The sequence below is a fragment of the Salipiger sp. ABN3_019 genome, from assembly GCF_056158605.1.
On the sequence record NZ_JBSWTP010000010.1, the window covers coordinates 117,970 to 143,801 of the forward strand.

Annotated in this window: 26 protein-coding genes; 18 read left to right on the plus strand and 8 right to left on the minus strand. The window is 65.2% G+C overall.

The genetic code is table 11. The features are described 5' to 3' along the window. Window positions 1-150 precede the first annotated feature (150 nt). From ACXAD2_RS22585 to ACXAD2_RS22595, 3 genes are all read right to left on the minus strand, one after another. Window positions 151-1,995: a DEAD/DEAH box helicase gene (locus ACXAD2_RS22585; protein ID WP_475175305.1), complete on the minus strand. Its 1,845-nt coding sequence runs from the start codon at window positions 1,993-1,995 to the stop codon at window positions 151-153. A gap of 125 nt (window positions 1,996-2,120) precedes the next feature. Then, window positions 2,121-3,602 (minus strand): inorganic phosphate transporter, encoded by a 1,482-nt coding sequence (locus ACXAD2_RS22590; protein WP_066110411.1) that lies wholly within the window; start codon window positions 3,600-3,602, stop codon window positions 2,121-2,123. 38 nt (window positions 3,603-3,640) lie between these two features. Next, entirely contained in the window at window positions 3,641-4,129 is a 489-nt protein-coding gene (locus ACXAD2_RS22595; RefSeq protein WP_475175309.1) for an NUDIX hydrolase, read from the minus strand. A 183-nt stretch (window positions 4,130-4,312) separates the two neighbouring features. On the opposite strand from ACXAD2_RS22595, the gene ACXAD2_RS22600 reads away from it, so the two are divergent. Continuing rightward, window positions 4,313-5,551 (plus strand): aminopeptidase, encoded by a 1,239-nt coding sequence (locus ACXAD2_RS22600; protein WP_164179348.1) that lies wholly within the window; start codon window positions 4,313-4,315, stop codon window positions 5,549-5,551. Between the two features lie 190 nt (window positions 5,552-5,741). Then, on the plus strand, window positions 5,742-6,017 hold the full coding sequence (locus ACXAD2_RS22605; protein WP_066108367.1) for a hypothetical protein: 276 nt from the start codon (window positions 5,742-5,744) through the stop codon (window positions 6,015-6,017). Window positions 6,018-6,032: 15 nt separating this feature from the next. On the opposite strand, the gene ACXAD2_RS22610 is transcribed toward ACXAD2_RS22605, so the two are convergent. Then, window positions 6,033-6,917, minus strand: a complete 885-nt coding sequence (locus ACXAD2_RS22610; RefSeq protein WP_475175316.1) for a LysR family transcriptional regulator — start codon at window positions 6,915-6,917, stop codon at window positions 6,033-6,035. A 135-nt stretch (window positions 6,918-7,052) separates the two neighbouring features. Here ACXAD2_RS22610 and ACXAD2_RS22615 point away from each other — a divergent pair, with 135 nt between their 5' ends. The 8 genes from ACXAD2_RS22615 to ACXAD2_RS22650 all read left to right on the plus strand — a co-directional run bounded on the left by ACXAD2_RS22615 (window position 7,053) and on the right by ACXAD2_RS22650 (window position 15,306). Continuing rightward, window positions 7,053-8,000: a Bug family tripartite tricarboxylate transporter substrate binding protein gene (locus ACXAD2_RS22615; protein WP_475175320.1), complete on the plus strand. Its 948-nt coding sequence runs from the start codon at window positions 7,053-7,055 to the stop codon at window positions 7,998-8,000. Further along, complete coding sequence (locus ACXAD2_RS22620) at window positions 7,997-8,512, plus strand: tripartite tricarboxylate transporter TctB family protein (RefSeq protein WP_475175323.1); 516 nt, start codon at window positions 7,997-7,999, stop codon at window positions 8,510-8,512. Before ACXAD2_RS22615 ends, ACXAD2_RS22620 begins: the two co-directional genes overlap by 4 nt. Window position 8,513: 1 nt before the next feature. Continuing rightward, complete coding sequence (locus tag ACXAD2_RS22625; RefSeq protein ID WP_164179356.1) at window positions 8,514-10,031, plus strand: tripartite tricarboxylate transporter permease; 1,518 nt, start codon at window positions 8,514-8,516, stop codon at window positions 10,029-10,031. Beyond that, window positions 10,015-11,604 (plus strand): gamma-glutamyltransferase family protein, encoded by a 1,590-nt coding sequence (locus ACXAD2_RS22630; protein ID WP_475175327.1) that lies wholly within the window; start codon window positions 10,015-10,017, stop codon window positions 11,602-11,604. The genes ACXAD2_RS22625 and ACXAD2_RS22630 overlap by 17 nt, the downstream gene beginning before the upstream one ends. Window positions 11,605-11,710: 106 nt before the next feature. Continuing rightward, the gene (locus ACXAD2_RS22635; protein WP_475175333.1) at window positions 11,711-12,697 is read left to right on the plus strand and encodes a bile acid:sodium symporter family protein; all 987 of its coding nucleotides are present in this window, start codon (window positions 11,711-11,713) and stop codon (window positions 12,695-12,697) included. Between the two features lie 203 nt (window positions 12,698-12,900). Then, window positions 12,901-14,184: a flavin-containing monooxygenase gene (locus ACXAD2_RS22640; protein WP_475175336.1), complete on the plus strand. Its 1,284-nt coding sequence runs from the start codon at window positions 12,901-12,903 to the stop codon at window positions 14,182-14,184. A gap of 15 nt (window positions 14,185-14,199) precedes the next feature. Continuing rightward, window positions 14,200-14,625, plus strand: a complete 426-nt coding sequence (locus ACXAD2_RS22645) for a RidA family protein (protein WP_066108390.1) — start codon at window positions 14,200-14,202, stop codon at window positions 14,623-14,625. A 6-nt stretch (window positions 14,626-14,631) separates the two neighbouring features. After that, entirely contained in the window at window positions 14,632-15,306 is a 675-nt protein-coding gene (locus tag ACXAD2_RS22650; protein WP_475175342.1) for a DUF1028 domain-containing protein, read from the plus strand. Window positions 15,307-15,391: 85 nt separating this feature from the next. Here the strand turns inward: ACXAD2_RS22650 and ACXAD2_RS22655 are convergent, their stop codons facing one another. Further along, window positions 15,392-15,913: a CBS domain-containing protein gene (locus ACXAD2_RS22655; RefSeq protein ID WP_224907287.1), complete on the minus strand. Its 522-nt coding sequence runs from the start codon at window positions 15,911-15,913 to the stop codon at window positions 15,392-15,394. An 80-nt stretch (window positions 15,914-15,993) separates the two neighbouring features. On the opposite strand from ACXAD2_RS22655, the gene ACXAD2_RS22660 reads away from it, so the two are divergent. Beyond that, window positions 15,994-16,176 (plus strand): hypothetical protein, encoded by a 183-nt coding sequence (locus ACXAD2_RS22660; protein ID WP_475175348.1) that lies wholly within the window; start codon window positions 15,994-15,996, stop codon window positions 16,174-16,176. A gap of 268 nt (window positions 16,177-16,444) precedes the next feature. Here the strand turns inward: ACXAD2_RS22660 and nqrM are convergent, their stop codons facing one another. Together nqrM and ACXAD2_RS22670 are read right to left on the minus strand one after the other, a co-directional pair. Further along, entirely contained in the window at window positions 16,445-16,693 is a 249-nt protein-coding gene (gene nqrM / locus ACXAD2_RS22665) for a (Na+)-NQR maturation NqrM (protein WP_164179365.1), read from the minus strand. 35 nt (window positions 16,694-16,728) lie between these two features. Continuing rightward, on the minus strand, window positions 16,729-17,757 hold the full coding sequence (locus tag ACXAD2_RS22670; protein WP_475175352.1) for an FAD:protein FMN transferase: 1,029 nt from the start codon (window positions 17,755-17,757) through the stop codon (window positions 16,729-16,731). 164 nt (window positions 17,758-17,921) lie between these two features. On the opposite strand from ACXAD2_RS22670, the gene ACXAD2_RS22675 reads away from it, so the two are divergent. Genes ACXAD2_RS22675 through nqrF form a run of 6 tightly spaced genes read left to right on the plus strand, consistent with a single transcriptional unit; the run spans window position 17,922 to window position 23,775 of the window. Continuing rightward, window positions 17,922-19,265, plus strand: coding sequence for a Na(+)-translocating NADH-quinone reductase subunit A (locus ACXAD2_RS22675; protein WP_475175355.1), 1,344 nt, complete (start codon window positions 17,922-17,924; stop codon window positions 19,263-19,265). 4 nt (window positions 19,266-19,269) lie between these two features. Beyond that, complete coding sequence (locus ACXAD2_RS22680; protein ID WP_475175357.1) at window positions 19,270-20,469, plus strand: NADH:ubiquinone reductase (Na(+)-transporting) subunit B; 1,200 nt, start codon at window positions 19,270-19,272, stop codon at window positions 20,467-20,469. Then, window positions 20,462-21,271, plus strand: coding sequence for a Na(+)-translocating NADH-quinone reductase subunit C (locus tag ACXAD2_RS22685; RefSeq protein WP_475175360.1), 810 nt, complete (start codon window positions 20,462-20,464; stop codon window positions 21,269-21,271). Before ACXAD2_RS22680 ends, ACXAD2_RS22685 begins: the two co-directional genes overlap by 8 nt. Then, complete coding sequence (locus tag ACXAD2_RS22690) at window positions 21,271-21,924, plus strand: NADH:ubiquinone reductase (Na(+)-transporting) subunit D (protein WP_475175362.1); 654 nt, start codon at window positions 21,271-21,273, stop codon at window positions 21,922-21,924. The genes ACXAD2_RS22685 and ACXAD2_RS22690 overlap by 1 nt, the downstream gene beginning before the upstream one ends. After that, window positions 21,924-22,532 (plus strand): NADH:ubiquinone reductase (Na(+)-transporting) subunit E, encoded by a 609-nt coding sequence (nqrE, locus tag ACXAD2_RS22695; RefSeq protein WP_475175365.1) that lies wholly within the window; start codon window positions 21,924-21,926, stop codon window positions 22,530-22,532. The genes ACXAD2_RS22690 and nqrE overlap by 1 nt, the downstream gene beginning before the upstream one ends. 19 nt (window positions 22,533-22,551) lie before the next feature. After that, complete coding sequence (gene nqrF, locus ACXAD2_RS22700; RefSeq protein WP_475175370.1) at window positions 22,552-23,775, plus strand: NADH:ubiquinone reductase (Na(+)-transporting) subunit F; 1,224 nt, start codon at window positions 22,552-22,554, stop codon at window positions 23,773-23,775. A gap of 78 nt (window positions 23,776-23,853) precedes the next feature. On the opposite strand, the gene gloA2 is transcribed toward nqrF, so the two are convergent. Then, window positions 23,854-24,237 (minus strand): SMU1112c/YaeR family gloxylase I-like metalloprotein, encoded by a 384-nt coding sequence (gene gloA2 / locus ACXAD2_RS22705; RefSeq protein ID WP_475175372.1) that lies wholly within the window; start codon window positions 24,235-24,237, stop codon window positions 23,854-23,856. A gap of 140 nt (window positions 24,238-24,377) precedes the next feature. On the opposite strand from gloA2, the gene ACXAD2_RS22710 reads away from it, so the two are divergent. Then, a complete protein-coding gene (locus ACXAD2_RS22710; protein WP_475175377.1) occupies window positions 24,378-25,823 on the plus strand; it encodes a hypothetical protein in 1,446 nt (481 codons plus the stop codon). Window positions 25,824-25,832: the final 9 nt, after the last annotated feature.

A 25,832-nucleotide genomic window follows, 5' to 3' on the forward strand; every position in this document is an offset into this window, starting at 1 on the left:
GCTCGGATTTGGCAGGGATAAAGTGCAGACCTCGAGTGGATTTGCGCCACCCCCCGGGCCGGCGCTCGCCCGGCTCGCAAAATGTCCAAACCCAACAGAAAAGGCCGCCGGATAGTCCGGCGGCCTTTTTGTCATTCTGTAAGCGGAGCCTCAGCCCTTGCGGTGCTTCTTGGGGCCGGCTTTCTTGTGGGCACCGTCGGTGTCGCGGAAGGTCTTCTTGGCACCGAACTTGCCCTTGGGCTTGTCGCCGTCACGGCGCGGGCGGTCGAAGTCGCCGTCCTCGGACTTGCGCTTGAAGCCACCTTTGCCGGGGCCGCCGAAGGCCTTCTTCTTGAAGCCGCCTTCCTTGCGGAACCCGCCGCCGTCCTTCTTGAAGCCGCCGGGCTTCTTGGGGCCGCGCGGCGCGCCTTTCAGTTCCTCCGGGAGGCCATCGACCTCTTCCATCACGAGGCCCTGCGCCACTTCCATGTCGGGGCCGAGCGCCTCGAGGAAACCGTCGACCGCATTGGCGGCGATCTCGACGTAGGTCAGCTCATCGGCGATGCGGATGGCGCCAAGCAACTCGCGGGTGATCTGGCCGGCGCGGCAGATCTTCGGCAGCAGCCAACGCGGGTTGGCATTGCCTTCACGGCCCACGGTCACGGTGAACCAGCGGCTCGGGCCAAAGGGCTCGGAGCGCGGCGCGCGCTCGGGGCGCGCATCCACCGGCAGCAGTTCCTCGGGGGCAGAGCGCAGGCCGCGCCACTGGCGGACCATGGCGGCGGCGATCTGCTCTGCCGAGTATTTCTCGGTGATCTGCTTGATCAGCGTCTCGTCGGTCTCGGGCGAGGGATCGGTCCAGATCGGATCACCCATCAGGCGGGCTTCGTCCTTTTCAAGGACGGCATCGGCGCTGGGGGCTTCGAGCCATTCGGCCTCGACCTTGGCAAAGCGCATGATGCGCTCGGCCTTCTTGCGGTCGCGCAGCTGCACGATCAGCGCCGAGATACCCTTGCGACCGGCGCGGCCGGTGCGGCCCGAGCGGTGCAGCAGCGCTTCGTTGCTTTGCGGCAGTTCGGCGTGGATCACCAGATCGAGGTTCGGCAGGTCGATGCCGCGGGCGGCCACATCGGTGGCCACACAGACGCGGGCGCGACCGTCGCGCATCGCCTGCAGCGCGTGGCTGCGTTCGTCCTGGCTCAGCTCGCCCGAAAGGCCGACCACGGCGAAGCCGCGGTTGGTCAGACGCGTGACCAGCCGCGCCACGGTGGCGCGGGTGTTGGCAAAGACGATGGCATTGGGCGCTTCGTGAAAGCGCAGCAGGTTGGTGATCGCGTTTTCCTGATCGCCCTGCGCCACGGTGATCGCCTGATAGGAGATGTCCGAGTGCTGCTTCGAACCGCCCTGCACCGAGACGCGCTGCGAGTCGCGCTGGTAGCGCTGCGCCAGCTGCGCGATCTGCGGCGAGACGGTGGCCGAGAACAGCAGGGTCTGCCGCTCGGGGTTGGAGGCTTCGAGAATGGTCTCGAGGTCTTCGCGGAAGCCGAGGTCGAGCATCTCGTCGGCCTCGTCGAGCACCACGGCCTTGACCTGCGACAGGTCAAGCGCGCCGCGGCGTAGGTGGTCGCAAAGACGGCCGGGGGTGGCGACGACGATATGCGCGCCGCGCTCCAGCGCCCGACGCTCGGTGCGCGCGTCCATGCCGCCCACGCAGGAGGCCATCACGGCGCCCGCTTCGGCATAGAGCCACGACAGTTCGCGTTTCACCTGCAGCGCCAGCTCGCGCGTCGGCGCGATGATCAGCGCTTCGGGGGCACCGGCGGCGCCGAAGCTTTCGGCGTCACCCAGAACGGCGGGGGCGATGGCGAGGCCGAAGCCCACCGTCTTGCCAGAGCCGGTCTGGGCGGAAACCAGAAGGTCGGCACCGGCGAGCGCGGTGTCGGTCACCGCTTCCTGTACCGGGGTGAGTGTTTCGTATCCGCGGGCTTGCAGAGCGGCTGCGAGGGTCTGTTTCAAAGTCTGAGATCCGATCCAAGGACTGTCGGCGAAGGATGTCGGTACGAGGAGTTAGACCGAGTCAGGGCGCCGGGAAAGGGTGCGCTATATACCCTGCATCCGAGTCCGTAAAGCGTCGATTAGGGTCAGCCGAGCATGGCCGAGATGAGATAGAAGCATACCGCCGACAGCAATGCCGAGGCCGGGACGGTGACCACCCACGCGGCGGCGATGGTCAGGAAATGCGAGCGGCGCACCAGTTTGCGGCGCTGACGCTCTTCCACCGGAAGCGGCTTGCGGCCATTGGCCTTGTTCAGTTTGCGGGCGCGGCGGGCCATGTACCATTCGCGGAAAAAGCCCACGCCGAAGATGCCGCCAACGGCGATATGGGTGGAGCTGACCGGCAGGCCGAGCCACGAGGCGATGATCACCGTCACCGCTGCCGAGAGCGCCACGCAATAGGCGCGCATCGGGTTGAGCTTGGTGATCTGGCTGCCGACCATGCGAATGAGCCGCGGGCCGAAGAGGATCAGACCGCAGGAGATGCCCACCGCGCCGATCACCATCACCCAAAGCGGGATGGACACTTCGGACGCGCCTTCGGTGCCGGTCTGCAGCGCATCGACGATGGCCGCCAGCGGGCCAACGGCGTTGGCCACGTCATTGGCGCCATGCGCAAAGGACAGAAGCGCCGCCGAGACCACCAGCGGCAGCCGGAACAGCACCTTCAGCGAGGCGTTGCGGTTTTCCAGCCCTTCGGACTGGCGGCGCACCAGCGGCACCGAGATCAGGCCGATGAGGATCGCCGCGCCAAGGCCGATCAGCAGCGCCATCGGCATGTCGATATGCATCACCTTCTTCAGGCCCTTGAGCGCGAGATAGGTGGCAAACGCGCCCGACATCAGGCCGATCAGCACCGGCACCCAGACACGGGCGGCGGCGATACGGTCGGGGACATACATCACCCGCCACTTGATGAAGGCCAGCATCCCGGCGGCGATCACCCCGCCCATCACCGGCGAGATCACCCAGCTTGCGGCGATGGCGCCCATGGTTGGCCAGTTCACCGTGGCAAAGCCCGCCGCGGCGATGCCCGCGCCCATCACGCCGCCAACGACGGCATGGGTGGTGGAAACCGGCGCGCCGATCCATGTGGCGAGGTTGACCCAGAGCGCCGCCGAGAGCAGCGCCGCCAGCATCGCCTGCACGAAGAGTCCGCCGTGATCGAGGCTGGTGGGGTCGATGATGCCCTTGGAAATGGTCGAGACCACATCGCCGCCCGCCAGCAGCGCGCCGGCGCTTTCGCAGATCGCGGCAATGGCGATGGCCCCGGCCATCGACAGCGCGTTCGAGCCCACGGCGGGGCCCATGTTGTTGGCCACATCATTCGCGCCGATGTTGAGCGCCATATAGGCTCCGAAGGCGGCGGCGACGACGATGATCATCGTGCCGGGCGTGGCACCGGCGACAAGACCGGCGAGCAGTGCCATCAGGGCGATAAAGACCAGCGAGACGCCCAGACCGACGAGCGGGCGCGCGGTATAGAGCGACGCCGACTCGAGCAGGGACATCCGGTTGAGGTCCTTGTCCAGCGTCGGCCAATCTTTATTGGTGTCATGCGCGCTCATCGCCGCATCCTTCATCCGTGTCAGTCAGAGAGCGGCGGTCAGCGAAACTTTTCGAGCGCTTTCAGGATCGCCGGCAGGCGGCGGAACAGGGCGCTGAGCTCTGGTTCTTGAACCATGCCCGCAGCCTCTTCGGGGCTGACCCAGCGCCGCTCGCGCTGCCCGGCCTCGGGGAAGTTATCTTCGAGTTTCGTGACCTCGGTCGCATAGACATGCACTTTGGTGTCCACCGGCAGGCCGCCATCGAGCCGCTTGTCATAGTGGTAGGTGCCGATCTCGGTGGGCGGAACGACGGGCGGGGTGACCCCGGCCTCTTCCCACGCCTCGCCCATCGCGGCGCCTGCGGCGTCGAGTCCGGCCTTCGGCCAGCCCTTGGGCACCACCCAGCGCCCGGTGTCGCGCGATGTGATCAGCAGAACCTCGAGCGCGCCGCCGTCCGGGGCATAGCGGTAGCACATCGCCGCGATCTGGAATTGCGGCGGCCGCCGGAAGGCCGGGCCAAGAAGCGTATGCAAGAGTTTCCGAAACATGGCGGGCCTCCTAACACCAAAGGATCGGCGACATCAATCTGTCATAGGGCTCTGTCGCTTTTGTGTCGCATCTGTGACGCATGGTCATCGGCCTTGGGGATGGGCTTTTGCTGCGCTCATCTGCTTGACGGCGGCCCGGCGGAGCCACAGCTTACCGCTCAAAACAGACAAAAGGAGCTTGCCATGACGTCCACAGCCATCGACCCCGAGCTGATCGACCGCCTTGCCGAGGTTGCCGTGCGCACCGGCGTAAACCTGCAGGAAGGTCAGCAACTTGTGCTGACCGCACCGGTTTCGGCGCTGCCGCTGGTGCGGGCGGTGACCCGCGCCGCCTATCGCGCCGGTGCCTCGCTGGTGACCCCGCTGCTTTCGGATTCGGAGGTTGCGCTCGCGCGCTTCGAAGACGGTCAGGACGTCACCTTCGATGTGGCGCCCGGCTGGCTCTATAACGGTATGGCCGAGGCCTTCGGCGAGGGCGCGGCGCGCATGGCGATCGTCGGCGAGGACCCGATGCTGCTTGCTGAACAGGACCCGGCAAAGGTCTCGCGAGTCGGCAAGGCGAACTCCAAGGCCTACAAACCGGCGATGGAAGAGATCACCAACTTCAAGATCAACTGGTCGATCTGCGCATGGCCGGGCGTGGCATGGGCCAAGCGCATGTTCCCCGAGCTTTCCGAACCCGAGGCGCAGGCCAAGCTGGCCGAGGCGATCTTTGCCGCCTCGCGCGTCGATCAGGCCGATCCCGTCGCCGCTTGGGCCGAGCATAACGCCGCGCTGCGCACCCGCACCGAATGGCTGAACTCCGAACGGTTCGCGGCGCTGCATTTCACCGGTCCGGGCACCGATCTGACGGTGGGGCTGGCCGATGATCACGAGTGGCACGGCGGGGCCAGTTCGGCGCAGAACGGCGTGCAGTGCAATCCCAACATCCCCACCGAGGAAGTGTTCACCACGCCGCACGCGCAGAAGGTCGAAGGCACCGTGCGGTCGACCAAGCCGCTGTCGCATCAGGGCAGTCTGATTGACGGCATCGAGGTGCGGTTCGAAGGCGGCCGCATCGTCGAGGCCAAGGCCGAGAAGGGCGAGGCGGTGCTGAAGGAACTCCTGGCGACCGACGAGGGCGCGGCGCGTCTTGGCGAAGTGGCGCTGGTGCCGCATGGCTCGCCGATCTCGCAGTCGGGTCTGCTGTTCTACAACACGTTGTTCGACGAGAACGCCGCCTGCCACATCGCGCTTGGCCAGTGCTATTCGAAGTGCTTCCTCGAGGGCGCCTCGCTGAATGCCGAGGAGATCGCGGCCAAGGGCGGCAACAGCTCGATGATCCACGTCGACTGGATGATCGGCGGGCCGGAGACTGATATCGACGGCATCCGCGCGGATGGCACCCGCGTGCCGGTCTTCCGCAAGGGCGAATGGGCCTGATCGCGCGCGCGCTTCGGCGCATGCGCCAATGACATCCCCCGGCCCGGACGGTTTCCCCCGTCCGGGCCGGTTTTCTTTAAGGTCGCAGTTTCGACAAAAGTCTTAACGCTACGTTAATTTTGCTGATGGCCCATGGGCCAACTCGCGCTACACTGGCCGCCGCTGCCACACGAGTGAGGGGGGTTGGATCATGCGCAAGACACGGACGGTGACCATCAGCGGAGAGATCCTCTCCTATGCCGAGGGTCTGGTCGCCCGGGGCGAATATCACGACATCGATGCCGCGATCGAAGGCGAGCTTCTGAAGGCGCGCGCCCGGCGTTCGGGCAAGATCAGCCCGTTCCAGAACGAGCTGCGCCAACGCCTGATGATCCAGCCCGACCAGTCGAGCGAGATGGCCCTCACCGCCGAGCCGTTCTTCGGCAACGACCCGGCGCTGGCGCGCATCCTCGACGACCGCAGCTGAGGGCATCTGCCGCGATCAATCGTGATCGTCGCGCGGGCGACCGTGTTCGGTCAGCGCGGCGATCAGCGCAGAGAGCACCTCTGCGCGGCTGCTTGTCGGGCGCTGCACGAGCCCGAGCCTGCGGTGAATGGGAGGCGCGCCGAAGGGAAACCAGTCCAGCGCCGCGGTGATTAAATCCTGCAGCGCCACATAGGGGATGATCGCAAAGCCCATCCCCGCGCGCACGCAGCCCACCACCGCCGTCATCGTATTGACCGAGACCACCTGCCGCGGCGCCACGCCAAGCCGGGCGATCTCGGTGTCGATCTGCCGTGCCAGCGGCACCTGCGTGCGGTAGCGGATATAGGGCACGCGGCGGATGAGGTCTTGGATCGCCAGCCCGCCGGTGCCCGGCGGGGTGATCACCACCAAGGGCTCGCTCAGTACCTCGGTCCAGCGCAGGCTTGGCGGTACCGCCACATGCTCGGCCACCAATGCGGCGTCGAGCTGCCCCGAGACCACTTCGGCCATCAGTTCTTCGGACATGCCGATGCGCAGGCGATAGGTCAGCTCGGGAAAGCGTCCCCGCAGGGACGCCAGCGCCTGCGGCACCAATGAGTTGGCCCCGGTCCGCAATGTGCCGAGCGCCAGCGTTCCGCCAACCTCGCCGCCGCTGACCGAGGATTTGGTCTCGGTCACGATGCGCAGGATCTGCCGGGCGGAGCGCAGCATTTCGGCGCCCTTGGCGGTGAGCACCGGCGGGCGGCGCGTGCGGTCGTAGAGCCGCACGCCCAGTTCCGCCTCGAGCGCCGAGACCTGCTGGCTGACCGCAGAGGCGGTGAGATTGACCGCCTGCGCCGCAGCGGCGAAGCCGCCGTGCTGCTCGATGGCGAGAAGGGTTTCAAGCTGACGTGTATCCATGGTTGTAAGTTAAGCAAAACTACAAATGATGGCAATAATTACGCGCTTTGTGTGGCTTGGGCTTGTGTTACGTCTTTTGGCGCAAGCAAAACCACTGGCGGGCAAACCGCCGGTTCGCAACAGGGAGCCTCCCCAATGAAACTCCGCACGGGCTTTGCCGCCCTTCTTACCGCAGCCACCATGATCGCCGCGCCCGCCAGCGCCGCCGATTATCCCGATCACCCGGTCGAGTTCATCGTGCCGTGGTCGCCGGGTGGCGGCTCGGACACGCTGATGCGTCTGATCGCCGGCAACATCGAGCCCTATCTCGGCACCGAGATGCCGATCATCAACATGCCCGGCGTCGGCGGCACCGTCGGCCTGCGCGAAGCCTCGCGCCGCGATGCCGACGGCTACACCATCAGCCAAGTGCACGAAGGCCTGCTGGTCGCGACCGAAACCGGCATCACCGATCTGGCGTGGGACGATTTCGAGCCGATCGCGCTGATGACCGCCTCGCCGCAGTACCTTGTGGTGCACCCGACCGAGGACTACTCGGATTTCGAGGAATTCGTCGCCTACGCCAAAGAGCACCCGGGTGAGATCACCATGGGCGTGACGCTGGGCGGTGTGCCGCACCTGCACGCGGCGATGATCGAACAGGCCTATGGCCTGCAGTTCCAATACGTCGGCTATGAAGGCACCGGCGAGCGCGTCCGCGCCCTCGTTGGCGGCAACCTCGACGCGGCGATCGGCGACATCTCCTCGTCGAAGCAATTCGTCGACAATGGCGATCTGCAATTCCTCGCCGTTGGCGCCACCGAGCGTGCGGCAGAAGCACCCGACGTGCCGACCTTCAAGGAACTCGGCGCCGACCTCGAACTGCAGGTGACCCGCGGCATCGTGATGCCGAAGGGCGCGCCGGAAGAAGCCCGCGACACGCTGGAAGCGGCGCTTGAAGAGCTGTCGAAGGACGAGACCTATATCGAGCAGACCAACAATGCCGGTGCATCGGTCATGTTCCGTGGTCAGGACGCCTACAGCGCCTATCTCGCCAAGCTCGACGAGACCGTGAAGTCGCTCTCCGAGGTTCTCGCACCGTGAGCGAGACCGGCTACGACAAGAAGCTGGCAAAGGAGGCGGGCGAGGTCGCCCGTCTCCTGAGCTATGTGCTGATCCTTTTCGCCTCGGTCGGTCTGTTTCTTGCAGCGGCCGGGATTCCGACATCGCGTTTCGAGCGCCTCGGCGCTGGCGCCTTCCCCAAGATCGTCTTTGCAGGCATCGCCTTGATGGCGGTTGTCGCCATCATCGACGCGCTGCGCAAAATCCCCTCGGACGCCTATGGCCGTTTCGCCGCGCAGACCTGCGCATGGGCGCGCCGCAGCTACCTCGTTTTCGTGACGCTGGCGGCGCTGGCGGTCTACCTGATCCTGATCCCGGTGCTGGGCTTCTCCATCGCCAGCTTCCTCTTCATCCTCGGGGTGCAACTGGTGCTGATGCCGCGCCGTCCGGCGACCATGCTGATCGCGGTGATCGTGGCGGTTGTGTTCTCCTTCGGGCTGAACTGGCTGTTCGCCGAGGTCTTCAACGTCTTCCTGCCGCGCGGGGTGCTCTGACATGGACAGCTTTATCTCTGGCGTCGCGCAGATTTTCACGCTCGCCACGCTGATCTACATGCTTGCCGGCTCGGTGGCGGGCATCATCGCCGCCGCCATCCCCGGCTTTACCGTCACCATGGCCATCGTGCTGACGCTGCCGCTGACCTTCACCATGGAGCCGCTTCAAGGCATCGCGGTGATGCTGTCGGTCTATGTGGGCGGCTACACCGGCGGGCTCATCTCGGCGGCGCTGCTGGGTATTCCCGGCACGCCCTCGTCGGTCGCCACCACCTTCGACGCCTTCCCCATGGCCCGCCGCGGCGAGCCGGGACGCGCGCTGTCGCTGGGTGTCTGGGCCTCGTTCTTTGGCACCATCATTTCGACGCTGGTGCTGATCGTGGCCGCGCCGCCGCTGGCGATGTTCGCGGTGAAACTCGGCCCGTGGGAATATTTCTCGCTGATCGTTTTCGCGCTGACCATCGTCGCCTCGCTGGTGGGCGACAGCGTGATCCGCGGCATGCTGGCGGGGCTGATCGGTCTTGCCATCTCGACCGTCGGTGCCGACCCGATCATGGGCCGCCCGCGCTTTGATTTCGGCATCGAGATGCTGCAGTCGGGCCTGCCGTTCCTCGTGGTGCTGATCGGCATCTTCGCGATCTCGCAGCTGACCTCCGAGGTCGAGGACGCCAAATCCGTCCGCTCGGGCAATGCGCTGGTCACCGGCGCCATCGACTTCCAGACCTGGAAGGTGATGAAAGAAGTGCTGATGCGCCCGGTGAACCTGATCCGCTCGTCCATCGTCGGCGTGCTGATCGGCGCGCTGCCGGGGGCTGGTGGCTCGATCGCCAACCTCGTCGCCTATGATCAGGCCAAGCGCAATTCCAAGGATCCCGACAGCTTTGGCAAGGGCAATCCCGATGGTGTTGTCGCTTCGGAGGCGGGCAACTCGGCCACCGCCGGTGGCGGCCTTATCCCGCTGATCGGGCTCGGCATTCCGGGCTCGGCGGTGGATGCGATCCTGATGGCCTCGCTGATGGTGCACGGCATTTCCGTAGGCCCGCGGCTGATCATGGATCACGCCGATCTGGTCTATGGCATGTTCGTCGCCATGGCCGTGGCCTCGCTGATGATGCTGGTGGTCTCGGTGCTGTCGATGCGCCTCTTCCTGCGTGTTGCCGAAGTTCCGAAATGGCTGATCGTCCCGGTGGTGATGGTCTGCTGCGTCGTCGGATCCTTCGCGCTGAACAACCGGGTGACCGATCTCTACCTGCTCGGCTTCATCGGGCTGGCGGGCTATGCGCTGCGCGCGCTCGGCTACTCGCTGGCGCCGCTGGTGCTGGGCGTGATCCTTGGCCCGATCGCCGAAACCAACCTGCGCCGGGCGCTGATGACCAACGAGGACCCGAGCCTCTTTTTCACCCGCCCGATCAGCCTGATCTTCCTTATCGCAGCCGTGCTTTCGATCGCTTGGGCGATCCGCGGCCACCTCAAACACCGTAAAACCTCCGGGAGGAGTTCCGATGCGTCTGCGTCATGATCCCGTCTACCCGTCGCGCCGCTCGCCCGTTCTGGCCGAGAACGTCGTGGCGACCTCTCAGCCCCTCGCCACGCAGGCGGGCCTGACCATCCTGCAGCAGGGCGGCAACGCGGTGGATGCCGCGATTGCCACCGCCGCCGCGCTGACCGTGGTCGAGCCCACGGGCAACGGCCTCGGCTCGGATGCCTTCTGCATCCTCTGGGACGGCAAGCAGTTGCACGGTCTCAACGCCTCGGGCCGCGCGCCTGCGGCATGGTCGCCCGAGCGGTTCCCCAATGGCATGCCGCAGCACGGCTGGGATGCGGTCACGGTGCCCGGCGCGGTCAGCGCGTGGGTCGAACTCTCGGAGCGCTTTGGCAAGCTGGGTCTGGCGACGGTGCTGGCTCCGGCGATCCGCTATGCCGAGGAAGGGTTCATCGTCTCGCCGGTGATCGCCACGCTTTGGGCCAAGGGGGCCGAGACGCTGGGTAAGCAGCCCGGTTTCGCCGAGACCTTCATGCCCGGCGGGCGCACGCCGAAAGCCGGCGAGCGGTTCCGCAATCCGGGCGCTGCGCGCACTCTGCGGGCGATTGCCGAGACCAAGGGCCGTGCCTTCTATGAGGGAGAGATTGCCGAGGAAATCATCGCCTTCTCGAACGCCAATGGCGGCGCGATGACGATGGAAGACCTCGCGGCTCAGAAGCCCGACTGGTGCGGCACCGTCAGCCAGTCCTTTGACGATGTGGAACTGCACGAGATCCCGCCGAACGGGCAGGGGATCGCGGCGCTCATGGCGCTGGGGATGCTGCAGCACACCTCGATCCGCGAGCATGGCCCGGACGATCTGACCGCCGTGCACCTGCAGATCGAGGCGATCAAGCTGGCCTATGCCGACCTGCACGCCTATGTCGCTGATCGCGATCACATGACCGAGGTCGACGAGACCGCGCTGCTTGACGCCGACTATCTGAAGTCGCGCGCGGCGCTGATCTCGGAAGACAAGGCGCAGGACTTCGGCCCCGGTGCGCCGAAGCGCGGCGGCACGGTGCTGCTGAACGTGGCCGATGCCTCGGGGATGATGATCAGCTTCATCCAGTCCAACTATGCGGGCTTTGGCTCGGGCGTGGTGGTGCCGGGCACCGGCGTGTCGATGCAGAACCGTGGCTTCGGCTTCACCACCGAAGACGGCCATCCGAACCAGGTGGCCGGCGGCAAGCGCCCGTTCCACACCATCATTCCGGGCTTTGCCATGAAGAACGGCGCGCCGCTGATGGCCTACGGCATGATGGGCGGGCCGATCCAGGCACAGGGCCATATGCAGCTGCTGCTGCGCACCGAGCTTTGGGAGCAGGACGTGCAGACCGCCGCCGACGCCCCGCGCTGGCGGATGATCCAAGGGCTCGACGTGGCCTGTGAGCCGAGCATGGCGCCCGAACTTCTGGACGGGCTCAAAGCGCTTGGGCACAAGGTGCAGATCGAAGCCCCGGACAACGCCTTTGGTTTCGGCGGAGCACAGTTGGTGCATCGTCTGCCGGAAGGCGGCTATGCGGCGGGCTCGGATCCGCGTAAGGATGGGCAAGCCGCGGGCTTCTGAAGCCCCGGCAGACCCCCGCAAGTTTGGGTGAGGGCGCGGGGCAAGCCGCGCCTTCGCCATTGAAGGGAGCGGCGCGCGCGCCGACGAGGAAAGAGCAGGAGACGAGATGAAGTATCTCAAACGCATCGGCATCGACACTTATATGCTGCTGCTGATCGCGACGGTGTGCCTTGGCGTGCTGCTGCCCGCGCAGGGCTTGGCGGCTGCCGGGCTGAAGCATGTGACCTTCTGGGCCGTCGCGCTGCTGTTCTTTCTTTATGGCGCAAAGCTCGACCCCAGTTCGGTACGCGCGGGGCTGATGAACTGGCGGCTGCAGGGGCTGACCTTCGCCGCGACCTACCTGATGTTCCCGGTGATCGGTCTTGCGCTGGCGGCCATCTTCTCGCCCGCGCTGGGGGCGACGGTAACGCTGGGGCTGATGTTCCTGTCGGTGCTGCCCTCGACAGTGCAATCGTCGATCGCCTTCACCTCGATCGCGGGCGGCAATGTGCCGGCGGCGATCTGCGCCGCTTCGGTGTCGAACATCGTCGGCGTGGTGCTGACCCCGCTCTTGGTGGCGCTGCTGCTGCACACCGGCGATGGCGGCGTCAGCCTCGACTCGGTGATCAAGATCGGCACGCAGATCCTGCTGCCCTTCGTGGTCGGGCAGATCGCGCGGCCGTGGATCGGGGGCTTTGTGAAAAAGCACAAGGTTCTGACCATGGTGGTTGACCGTGGCTCTATCCTGTTGATCGTCTATTCGGCGTTCAGCGCGGGCACGGTGTCTGGGCTCTGGCAGTCGATCCCGGTGGCCAGCCTGATCATGCTGGCGCTGGTGGTGCTTGTCTTTCTTGCCATCACCATGGGGCTGATGGTCGGAGCCGGAAAGCTCTTCGGTCTGCCGTATCCGGACCGTGCGGTGCTGTTCTACTGCGGTTCGACCAAGAGCCTCGCATCGGGCCTGCCTATCGCGACGGCGCTTTTTGCGGCGGACAAGGTGGGCGCGATCGTGCTGCCGGTGATGATCTATCACATGAGCCAGCTTCTGGTCTGTGCCTTCATCTCACAAAAGGCGGCCCGGCGTGAAGAGGCGGGCGCGGTTCCCGCGAGTTGAGCGGCTTCCCAATGCGATACCCGAAAAGACCCGGCTGGCGCCGGGTCTTTTTCTTTTTGAGACGCCTCCCTCTCTCCCTGCCTGCCTGCTTTGGCGGCGGCATAGGAAAAGCCTAATCAAGACGGAAGAACTTCGTAATTTTTTCGATGTTTCCCGAGCGTTAGAAGGGGCAGTATCGGCCCGTCGCCACGGAAGGACTGCGCATGCCCAAGGAAACCATCGATACGCTCGTCATCGGCGCCGGTCAGGCCGGTGTGGCCATGAGCGAGCATCTGGGGCGCGCGGGCATCCCGCATCTGGTGCTCGAGAAAGACCGCATCGCCGAGCGCTGGCGCAGCGGGCGCTGGGATTCGCTGGTGGCCAATGGACCCGCGTGGCACGACCGCTTTCCCGGCATGGAGTTCGACGGCGACGGCGAGGCCTTCGTCGGCAAGGATGATGTGGCCGACTACTTCGAGCGCTACGCCGGAAAGCTGGGCGCGCCGATCCGCTGCGGCGTCGAGGTGACGCGGCTCACGCGGCTGGACGGGCAGGCCGGGTTCCGGGTCGAGACCTCGGACGGGGTGATCGAAGCGCGCAACGTGGTCTCGGCGACCGGGCCGTTCCAGACGCCGGTGATCCCGCCGGTGGTGCCGCAGGACGCGCCGGTCACGCAGCTGCATTCCGCCGCCTATCGCAACCCGCAGGCGCTGCCCGAGGGGGCGGTGCTGGTGGTCGGCACGGGCTCTTCCGGCGTGCAGATCGCGGATGAGCTGAACCGGGCCGGACGGCAGGTCTATCTCTCGGTCGGTCCGCATGGGCGCCCGCCGCGGCGCTACCGCGAGCGCGATTTCGTCTGGTGGCTGGGGGTTCTGGGCCTTTGGGACATCGAAGCCCCGGCGCCCGGCACCGAGCATGTGACCATCGCCGTCAGCGGCGCCGAAGGCGGGCGCACCATCGACTTCCGCCGTCTCGCGTCGGAAGGGATCACGCTGGTGGGCCGGACGGAAAGCTACGCCGCAGGGCGCATCAGCTTTGCCGGGGATTTGCGCGCCAATGTCGAGGGCGGGGATGCCGACTACCTTGCCATGCTCGACAAGGCCGACGCTTTCGTGGCGCGCAACGGGCTCGACCTGCCCGAAGAGCCCGAGGCCCGTGCGCTTCTGCCGGATCCGCACTGCATGCTGTCGCCGCTTGAGGCGCTGGATCTGACCGAGGCGGGGATCACCAGCATCATCTGGGCCACGGGCTATGCGCTCGATTATGGCTGGATGGAGCTCGATGTGTTCGACGAAACCGGCCGCCCGCGTCACCAGCGCGGCGTCTCGCCCGAGCGCGGGCTCTATTTCCTTGGCCTGCCGTGGCTGTCCCGGCGGGGCTCGAGCTTTATCTGGGGGGTCTGGCACGATGCAAAGCACATCGCCGATCAGATCGCCATCCAGCACACCTATGACACCTATGATGCCGAGGCCCGTGGCCTTGGCAGCGGCAGCGAAGCCGCAGAATAACCAACGGAGCGCCAGATGGCCCACACCCGCATTCGCAAGTTCAACACCAAGGACACCTACCCCGAGCAGAAGCTCGACAACGATCTGTGTCAGGCGGTGGTCGCCGAGGGCAAGATGGTGTTCCTGCGCGGTCAGTGCCCGCAGAACCTCGACGATGCCAAGAACATCGAAAGCCATGACCCGGTCGAGCAGACCCATAAGGTCATGCAGAACATCAAGCAGTTGATGGAAGAATGCGGCGGCGCCATGGAGCATGTGTGCCGGGTGCAGGTGTTTCTGACCGACGTGCGCAACCGCGAGGCGGTGTACCGGACCATGGGCGAGTACATCAAGGGGGTGCACCCGGTGTCCACTGGCCTCGTTGTGACTGCGCTGGCGCGTCCCGACTGGCTGGTCGAGATCGAGGCGACCGCCGTCATCCCCCATGATTACAAGGGCTGACCCCGCATGACTTTTTCGCTCGTCGCCCGCTGTCCCGAGACCGGCATGTTCGGTCTGGTGATCTCGTCCTCGTCGCCCGCCGTCGCGGCGCGCTGCTCATATGCGCGTGCCGGGGTCGGGGCGGTGGCCTCGCAGAATGTCACCGATCCCTCGCTCGGGCCGCTGGCGCTGGATCTCATGCAGGCGGGCAAATCCGCACCCGAGGCCATCGAGGAGGTGCGCGCGCGCGGCAAGTTCATCGAATACCGGCAGGTGCTGGCGGTGGACAGCGCGGGCTGCACCGCAATTCACTCGGGGCCGAACTCGCTGGGCATCTGGACGCAGGCGCAGGCCGAGAACGCTGCGGCGGGCGGCAATCTTCTGGCCAATGACAGCGTGCCCGAGGCGATGGTCGACGGCTACCTTGGCGCCACGGGGCACATCGGGGACCGGCTGATCGCCGCGCTACGCGCCGGGCTGATGGCGGGCGGCGAGGCGGGGCCGGTGCATTCGGCGGGAATGAAGATCGTCGATCAGGTCAGCTGGCCCGTGGCCGATCTGCGCTGCGACTGGACCGAGGCGTGCCCGATCGATGCGGTCGCCAAAGCGTGGGAGGTCTACAAGCCGCAGATGGACGCCTATGTGCAGCGCGCGCTCGATCCGCGCGAAGCGCCGTCCTACGGCGTGCCAGGCGACGAATAACGGTAGGGCAGGTAAAGACAGGGCAGGTAAAGGCGGGGCAGGGCGGCCAAGGGCCGCCTTGCCTTTAGGCTCAGGGTCCGGCGACTCAGCCGACGATCAGTTGCTTGAGCTTCAGCGCCTCATATTCCAGCGCGGTGAGCCGGTAGTTCACCACGTCACCGATCGAGACCATGCCGATCAGCGCGCCGTCCTCGAGCACCGGCAGGTGACGGAACCGCCCGTCGGTCATCCGGCGCAGCACCCGCACCAGCGTCTCGTCGCGCCCGCAGGTCTCGAGCTCGGAGGTCATCAGATCGGCCACGGTCTTGGGCAGCGTGCCGCCGGGGGTGTCGGCAAGCTGCCGCACGACGTCGCGCTCGGACAGGATGCCGACCAATTCGCCCTGCGGGTTCTTCACCAGCAGCGCGCCGATCCGCTTGTCGCGCAGAATCTTCACCGCCTCGGCGATGGTCTCCTGCGGCTGGATCCAGAAAAGCTCGCCGCTCTTGGCGTCCAGAACATGGCCGACCGTCGCTTCGGCAGCCGAGAGATTCGTCTCGATCGATTGGCTGTGAGTTGTTTCGTGCTGGTCGTCGTCGCGGGTATGAGGCTTGTATGATGCGGGCATGATGCTCCCCTCCTTGAACCTCTCTTAGGTTAGTGCAATCAGCGCACCTGTAAACGCATTCCGACGGAGAGCCGTGCCCCATGCCCGAGATGACGCTCACACCGGCCATCGCAACGGTGATCTTCGTGATCGCCTGCCTTGCGGGATATCGCTATCGCAGCGTGTGGAAGGCCGAGGGGCCGCGCTGGCAATTGTGGCTGTTCGGCTTGGTGGCGGCGGTGTGCCTGCTGGTGCTTGGGCTGACGCCGCTGACCGTGGGGTGAGGCTGCTCTGGCTACACCGCGAGCCGGGCGAGCGGCTGCCCGTGGGATGGCGCAGCAACTTTCGAACGGGGCACTTTATGGGGGCCAAATCCGCGTGACCTCATAGCTTTTCCTATCGACAGCAAAGCGCCAGCCCGCCGGGACGGGCAGCCGCTTGCCCGGCGCCTTCGGCTTGATTCCGGGCCGGGTAGAGCGGGACACGTCACACGACAAACGAAAACGCCGGCCCAAGGGCCGGCGTTTCGCTATCTGTCAGGTCACCCGCAGCTCAGGTGGCGGCGCGTTCCTCACGCTCCATGTCCTCGAGCATCTTGCGGGCCTTGGGGCAGTGCAGGCGGTCGCGCAGCGGGCTGTCGGGATCGATCTCTTGCTTGCAGACCACGCAGTGATCGGCCCCGGCGATGGCGTTGAGCCCGCCGCAGCTGCCCTTGATCGTGCGCCCGTTGAGGATGACGCCAAGCGCCATGCCCAGCATCACGATCATCAGAAGTCCGAAAGCAAGGATGAAGGTCGACACTGCGCCCTCCTTTCAGCGGTTGCGGCGGTTTAGGCTCAGGCCTGCAGCGCGGTGAAGCGCTTGCTCGGCGTCAGTTCGAAGCCTTTGTCGCCCGCTTCGCCGGCACGATCAATGAAGAGCACCGCCATATCACGCTCATTTGCGATCTCGAGACCGCGCTCGCGGCCCAGCACCAGCAGGGCGGTCGCCCAAGCGTCGGCCAGCATGGCGTTCTCGGTCATCACGGTCACCGAGGCGGTGCTGTGGGTGACCGGACGGCCAGTGGTGGCGTCGATGATGTGCGAGTAGCGCTTGCCTTCGTAGTCGAAGAAGTTGCGGTAGTCGCCCGAGGTCGCCATGCCCATGTCCGACACGGCCACGACCTGCTGAACGCCGCGGTTAAAGGCTTCGGGCGTCTCGATGCCGATGTGCCACGGCTGGCCATCGGGGTTCTTGCCCGCGGTGTAGAGATCGCCGCCGACCTCGACCATGTAGTCGGTGATGCCGAAGCTGGCGAGGGTGCGCGACACCTGATCGATGCCGAAGCCCTTGCCGATCGCCGACAGGTAAACTTCTGCGTCGGGGCGCATCTTCTGCAGCGCGCGGTCGCCGACGTTGACCGACTGGGACTGGCCGCAGCAGGCCAGCGCCTGTGCGATTTCCGAATCGCTGGGCATGTCGGCGCGGGTCTTGCCTGCGCCAAAGCCCCAGAGGTCGAGCAGCGGGCCGACGGTGACATCGAAGCGGCCATCGGTGGCGGCGTTGATCTCTTGCGCGGCCTTCATCACATGCGCGACTTCATGCGACACGGCGAAGTCGTCGGTGGCGCCTGCGGCGTTGAAGCGCGAGATTTCCGAGCTGGAATCCCAGTTCGACATCTGCGCGTTCACCTGTGCCAGGCTGGCGTCCACGGCCTTTTGCAGCTCGGCCTTGTCGATCTTGTTGCTGTGGTCGATCGCGGCGATCGAATAGCTGGTGCCCATGGTCAGGCCGGAGAGTTCGAGGACAGACCATCCTTTCTTGCACGCTGCCAATGCAAAGGGCATCACGAGGAAGCTACGGCGAGAGAAGGTAAGAGGGTTCATCCGGGATCTCCGCAAGAAACTGTTGGGTCGACGATGAGACAAAGGGCTTCTGAGCCGTTTTGGCGGGTGATTTAATATTAAATTCGAAACTTTCTCGTCAAACTCTTCCAAACTGCGGCTTAGCGGCGCATAAGGCTGCCGGAAAATGGACAGGACGAAGCGACGTGCAGCAATATACGTTGAGGAAAGGTCTCGATGTCCCGGTGCTGGGGACACCCGAAGGCGGAATCGAAGACGGTGCAACGGTCCGGACCGTTGCAGTTCTGGGGCAGGATTACATCGGTTTGAAGCCGAGACTGGCGGTTCAGGAGGGCGATATCATCGCCCCTGGCGCGCCGATCTTTGCCCATAAGGATACCCCCGAAGTGCAGGTGACTGCGCCGGTATCTGGCCGAATCAAGGCGATCAACCGCGGCGCCCGCCGCGTGCTGATCAGCGTCGAGATCGAGGTCGACCCGAGCGCAGCAGAGCCGGTGGATTTCTCCTCTGTGGGGGATTCGAGCACCGCGGACGGTCTGGCCGAGCGCCTCTGTGCGTCGGGCCTGTGGACGTCGTTCCGCACCCGCCCCTACTCGAAGGTGCCCGCCGCCGACGCGCGCCCTGCGGCAATCTTCGTCACCGCGATGGACAGCGAGCCGCTCTCGGGCGACGCCGCGGCGATCATCGCCGAGGATGGCGCCGCCTTCAGCCGTGGCCTGCAGGCGATCACCGCGCTGACCGAGGGCAACACCTACCTTTGTCAGGAAATTGGCAAGGACGTGCCCGGCGCCGACCTGCCGGGAATCACTGCAGCGGGCTTCTCGGGGCCGCATCCCGCGGGCCTTGCTGGCACGCATATGCATTTCCTCGAGCCGCCGTCGAACGCCAAGACGGTCTGGACCATCGGCTATCACGACGTGATCGCCATCGGGAAACTGCTGGAAACCGGCAGGCTTGATTCGTCGCGCACCATCGCCCTCTCGGGTCCGATGTGCAGCCGTCCGCGCCTCGTGCGCACCGTGGCGGGCGCGTCGATGACCGATCTGCTCGGCGATGACCTGAACACCGATACGCCGCTGCGGGTGATCTCGGGCTCGATTCTCAGCGGTCGCGCCGGCGAAGGCCCGACGGCCTATCTGGGCCGCTACGCGCGCCAGATCACGGTGATCAAGGAAGACCACGAGCAGATTCCGATGGGCTGGATTCGTCCGATGCCCTCGAAATACGCGGTTCAGCCGGTGCTCGGCTCGGCCTTCACCAAGAAGCTCTATGCGCTGACCTCGAACCTCAACGGTGGTCGCCGCGCCATGGTGCCGATCGGCACCTTCGAAAAGCTGATGCCGCAGGACTTCCTGCCGACTCAGCTGCTGCGGGCTCTGCTGGTGATGGACACCGATCAGGCTCAGGCGCTTGGCGCGCTGGAGCTGGATGAAGAGGACCTCGGCCTCTGCGGCTTTGCCTGCCCGGCCAAATACGAATATGGCATCGCCCTGCGCGACAGCCTCAGCAAGATCGAGAAGGAGGGGTAAGGCCTTGGGTCTTCGCAATTTCTTTGATCGGATCGAGCCGCAATTCCTGAAGGGCGGCCGCTTCGAGAAGTACTTCCCCATCTACGAGATGGTGGAGAGCTTCATCTACACCCCGAAGACGGTGACCACCGCCGCGCCGCACGCCCGCTCGTACATCGATATGAAGCGGATCATGACTTATGTGGTGCTGGCGACGATCCCCTGCATCCTCTTCGGCATGTATAACACCGGTCTGCAGACCAACATGGCGATCGCCGAATATGGCGCATCGGGCTGGCGCGCGGCGATCATCGACGCGCTGGGAATCGGGTTCAACCCGTCCAACCCGCTGGCCAACATCCTGCATGGGCTGCTGTATTTCCTGCCGATCTACATCGTGACGCTGGTTGCGGGCGGCATCTTCGAGGTGATCTTCTCGGTCGTGCGCGGCCACGAAGTGAACGAGGGCTTCCTCGTGACCTCGATGCTCTACACGCTGATCATGCCGGCCTCTGCACCGCTGTGGCAGGTCGCGCTCGGCATCATCTTTGGCGTGGTGATCGGCAAGGAAGTCTTTGGCGGCACCGGCAAGAACTTCCTCAACCCGGCACTGGTCGGACGTGCGTTCCTCTACTTCGCCTATCCGGCGCAGATGTCGGGCGACACGATCTGGACCCCGGTTGACGGTTTCTCGGGCGCAACCGCGCTGGCGGTGGGTGCAAGCGACGGCGTCGACGCGCTGCCGCAGCACGGCATCACCTGGATGGACGCCTTCATCGGCACGATTCAGGGCTGTATCGGCGAGACCTCGACGCTGGCCTGCCTGATCGGTCTGGCCTTCCTGCTTGTCACGAAAATCGCCAACTGGCGCCTGATCGTCGGCTGTCTGGGCGGGATGATCGCTTTCTCGACGCTGCTCAACCTGATTGGCTCCGACAGCAACCCGATGTTCGCCATGCCGTGGTACTGGCATCTGGTGATCGGCGGTTACGCCTTCGGCCTCGTGTTTATGGTGACCGAGCCGGTCTCGGCCAGCCACACCAACGTCGGGCGCTACATCTACGGCGCGCTGATCGGTTTCATGGTTGTGATGATCCGTGTCATCAACCCGGCTTTCCCCGAGGGGATGATGCTTGCGATCCTGTTCGGCAACGTGTTCGCGCCGCTGATCGACTACTTCGTCGTTCAGGCCAACATCAAACGGAGGGCCAAGCGCAATGTCTGACACCAATGCGAACAAAGGCATGATCCGCCGTTTTCTGGACATGCCGCCGGATTCCACCGCCAAGACGGTGACCGTGGCTGTGGTGCTCTGCCTCGTGGCGTCGATGATCGTGTCGGCCGCAGCGGTTTCGCTGCGCCCGGTGCAGGACACCAACCGCCTGCGCGACAAGCAGCGCAACGTTCTGGAAGTGGCGGGCGTCTATCAGCCCGGCATGGATGTGGCCGAGGCGTTTGCCGATTTCGAACCGCATGTTCTGGAGCTGGCAACCGGCGAGTTCACCGATCAATACGACGTCGAGACCTTCGACGAACTGGCGACCTCGGGCGATCCCGCTCTGGTGCGCGCGCTCGACGAGGACCCGGCGGGTCTTGGCGGCACGCAGCAGATCTTCCAGATGGTCTATATCCTGCGCGACGACGCCGGTGAGATCGACAAGGTTGTGCTGCCGATCGAGGGCTACGGCCTGTGGTCCACACTCTACGGCTTCATCGCGCTGGAAGAGAACGGCAACGACATTTACGGCCTGCAGTTCTACCAGCAGGGCGAGACCCCCGGCCTTGGCGCCGAGGTGGACAACCCGCGCTGGAAAGCGCTCTGGAACGGCAAGAAGCTGCGTGACGAAGACGGCACGCTGCAGATCACCGTCGCCAAGCAGCCGCCCGCAGCGGGCCGCGAGTACTATATCGATGCGCTGGCCGGGGCCACCCTGACCTCGCGCGGTGTCGACAACCTGGTCCGCTTCTGGATGGGTGAACAGGGCTTCGGCCCGTTCCTCGAGCGGCTTAAGGCAGGAGAGATCTGATGGCCCAGACCCGCAAATCCCAGCTCGTCGATCCGCTGATCGACAACAACCCGATCACCCTTCAGGTGCTTGGCATCTGTTCGGCGCTCGCCGTGACCTCCTCGCTGAAGGTGGCGCTGGTGATGGCCATTGCCGTGACCTTCGTGACCGCCTTTTCGTCGATGTTCATTTCGATGCTGCGCAACCAGATCCCGGGCTCGATCCGGATCATCGTGCAGATGGTGATCATCGCGTCGCTGGTGATCCTCGTCGACCAGCTGCTCAAGGCCTATGCCTACGAGACCTCCAAGACGCTGTCGGTCTTCGTCGGCCTGATCATCACCAACTGTATCGTGATGGGCCGCGCCGAAGCCTTCGCCATGAGCAACCCGCCGGGCGCAAGCTTTGTCGACGGTCTGGGCAACGGTCTTGGCTATGGGCTGATCCTGATGGTCGTCGGCGTGATCCGCGAGTTCTTTGGCTCGGGCTCGCTGTTCGGCATCACCATCATGGAGACCGTGAACAACGGCGGCTGGTATGTGCCCAACGGCCTGCTGCTGCTGCCGCCCTCGGCCTTCTTCGTCATCGGCCTGCTGATCTGGGCGATCCGCGCGTGGAAGCCGGGCCAGGTCGAAGAGCGTGAATACAAGATCCAGAGCGTGGAGGCGCACTGATGGAAGGTCTCATCTCACTCGCAGTCAAGGCGATCTTCGTCGAGAACCTTGCGCTGTCCTTCTTCCTCGGGATGTGTACCTTCATCGCCGTGTCGAAGAAGATCGCAACGGCCATGGGGCTTGGCGTGTCGGTGATGATCGTGCAGGCGATCACCGTGCCCGCCAACAACCTGATCCTCGACTATCTTCTCGCGCCGGGCGCGCTGGCCTGGGCCGGTTTCCCGGACATCGACCTCACCTTCCTCGGCCTGATCTCCTACATCGGGGTGATCGCCGCGCTGGTGCAGATCCTCGAGATGGTGCTCGATAAGTACTTCCCGCCACTCTACAACGCGCTGGGGGTCTACCTGCCGCTGATCACCGTGAACTGCGCCATCTTGGGTGGCTCGCTGTTCATGGTCGAACGTTCGTATGACTTCGCCGAGAGCGTGACTTATGGCATCTCGTCGGGCTTCGGCTGGGCGCTGGCGATCACCGCCATGGCCGGTGTGCGCGAGAAGCTGAAGTACTCGGACATTCCCGACGGGCTGCAGGGCCTTGGCATCACCTTCATCACCGCAGGTCTGATGGCTATGGCCTTCATGTCCTTCAGCGGCGTGAATCTCTGAGGCAGGAGGACAAAGACCAATGGAAACTTTCAGCCTCGGCGTCATCCTCTTCACCCTGATCGTGATCGCACTGGTGGCCGTCATTCTGGCCGCGCGCTCGCGTCTGGTGTCGACGGGCAACGTCAACATCACCATCAACGGCGAGAAGACCATCTCGGTCCCCGCCGGCGGCAAGCTGCTGCAGACCCTCGCCGGTCAAAAGCTTTTCGTGCCCTCCGCCTGCGGCGGCGGCGGCACCTGCGCCCAGTGCCGGGTGCGCGTGCATTCGGGCGGCGGGTCGATCCTGCCCACCGAAGAGAGCCACATCACCAAGCGTGAGGCCGCCTGCGGTGACCGCCTGTCCTGTCAGGTCGCGGTCAAGCAGGACATGGACATCGAAGTTCCCGAAGAGGTCTTCGGCGTCAAGAAATGGGAATGCGAGGTCATCTCCAACGAGAACGTCGCCACCTTCATCAAGGCGCTGGTCCTGAAACTGCCGGAAGGCGAGGACGTCAACTTCCGCGCCGGTGGCTACATCCAGATCGAAGCGCCCGCGCACAAGCTGTCGTATAAGGACTTCGACGTTGCCGAGGAGTACCGGAGCGACTGGGACAAGTTCAACCTGTGGCAGTACGAGTTGACGGTCGAAGAGCCGATCGAACGCGCCTACTCGATGGCCAACTACCCGGACGAAAAGGGCATCATCATGCTCAACGTCCGCGTGGCGTCGCCGCCGCCGGGCTCGACCGGCATCCCGGCAGGTCAGATGTCGTCCTACATCTTCAACCTCAAGCCCGGCGACAAGGTCACCATCTCGGGTCCGTTTGGCGAGTTTTTCGCCCGCGACACCAAGAAGGAAATGGTCTTCATCGGCGGCGGCGCGGGCATGGCCCCGATGCGCTCGCACATCTTCGACCAGCTCAAGCGGCTCGAGAACCGCGACCGGAAGATCTCCTTCTGGTACGGTGCCCGCTCGAAGCGCGAGATGTTCTTCGTCGAGGATTTCGACGAGCTGGCCAAAGAGTTCGACAACTTCGAATGGCACGTCGCCCTGTCAGACGCGCTGCCCGAGGACGAGTGGAAGGGCTACACTGGCTTCATCCACAACGTGCTCTACGAAGAGTATCTGAAGAACCACCCGGCCCCCGAGGACTGCGAGTTCTACATGTGCGGCCCGCCCATCATGAACCAGTCGGTCATCAACATGCTGCTGGATCTGGGCGTGGACCGAGAGGACATCATGCTCGACGACTTCGGCGGCTAAGCCGGAAGTTCGGAGAAAACGAAAGGCGGGGTCGTGGCCCCGCCTTTTGCATTTCTAAGGCTTCGTGGTGTCGTCGCCTCAGCCCTCGTACAGCTCCAGCGGCAGCCCATCGGGATCGGCGAAGAAGGTAAACCGCTTGCCGGTCAGTGCATCCACGCGCACCGGCTCGACAGTCACGCCCGCCGCCTCGAGCCGCGCAACGGCGGCGTCCATATCGGCCACGGTGAAGGCGAGGTGACGCAGCCCCTTGGCTTCGGGGCGCGAGACCCGCTCGGGCGGGTTGGGAAAGCTGAACAGCTCCAGCTGTCCGCCGCCGGGCACCGCGAGGTCGAGCTTCCAGCTGTCGCGCTCGGCGCGGTGCGTCTCGGCGATCACCGTGAGGCCGAGCAGGTCCACATAGAAGGCGCGGCTGCGGGCGTAATCGCCGCAGATCAGCGCCACGTGATGAAGGCCGTGCAGCATGGTGGTCCTTTCCGCGCTCTATGCTTGGGGCCCGTTATGGGCCCTCGCAGAGGTGCCTCCAATGCGAAACAGCCGGGGCATGGAAATTTACCGAACGTTCAGAGCTTTGGCGCAGGCTTGCCGGGAAAGGAGCCCGCGAGATGAGCTTGCAAACGTCCGATGCGCACTATGGGTCGAGCACAGTTTGGCTCGCGCAGTTGCAGCTTGCCAGCCTCAGCGCTCGCGCCGGGCCAGATGGGGTGGAGGCAGAGGTTGGCGTCTTGTCTATCGGTGCTGCTGGCGTGGGCGGCGACGTAGAAGGGGACGATACCCGCCTGTTGCGAGGTGCCGAAGTGCGGAGCGAGGCCCGCGCTGAAAGCGATGCGCCGCAATCGAGAAACGGCGCTTCCGATACGCGCGAGCGCGGACTGGCCGATGCCAGAGAGCGCGGCTTGGGACGCATCCGCGGTCGCATGCGCCGGATGGCGCGCGCGCTGCTGCACCTGCAAGGCGGCAGGAAGGGCAACGGCGTGGCCATCTATTCCGGCGGTGCGTCAGGCGCACCGGCGAGCAGCGGTAGTCAGCTCGCGGCCGCTGGGTCGTCATCGGGCCCTGCACTCTCGATCAGGGCTGGCCAAATCGCGGCGCTCTATACCGGTGCCGGGCATGACGCGCTAACGGTAGGGGCGCAGCGGGTCCAGAACATCCACACCGACGGCGGCGCGCCGAGCTCTCAGGGCGGCAATGATGCCTTGGCGGTGCGGGCGGAAGAGGTGAGTTCGGTCTACACCGGGGGCGGCAATGATGCGCTGGCGATGATCGCCGGGTCGGTCCGCGGCATCTACACCGGCGATGGTAGCGACGCGCTTAGTATCGCCGCTGAAACCGTGGCGGATATATACACCGATCCCGGACCACGCACGCTGGCCCAAGCGGGCGCTGATACACTCACGATCACCGCGCGCGAGGTGAGTTCGGTCTACACCGGGCGCGGGGCCGATGGGGTCAGTATCGCCGCGCACAGCATCACCTCGCTCTATACCGGCGCTGGCGAAGATGTGGTGGCCCTGAAGGCGGGGCTGCTCGGCGGCATCTATACCGGGGCGGGCCGGGACGCGGTGGGCATCGATGCGGTGGTCGGCGCCGCGCAGCTCTCGCGTCTGAGCGCTGATCCGTCCGAGCCTTGGAGGCTTGGCGATACGATTGAGGCGCGGCTACGCGCCGTGCGCAGCACGACCACCGATGTGCACAGCGGGGCAGGGGACGATGTGCTTTCGGTCACCGTCGCAGAGACGATCGCGCTGGAGGCAGGCGCGGGCGACGATACCCTTGTGCTCGGCGGCGGGACGATTGCGCTGCGCTATGGGGCGGGCGACGGCCATGACACGGTCACTCTGGCGCCGGGCAGCGAGGTGGTCGTGCAACTGGGTGAGGATGCGCAAGACTGGTCCTTCAGCCGCGAGGGCGACAGCCTGTTGCTGCAGATCGGCAGCGGCTCCATCCGCTTCGAAGGGGTCAGCCAGAGCGCTGCGATCGGCGTGGCCAGCTGGGGAGCGGACGAATTGGCGCTTCTGCACAGTCAGCCAGAGCTGGACGCATTGGCATGAAACTTGGCA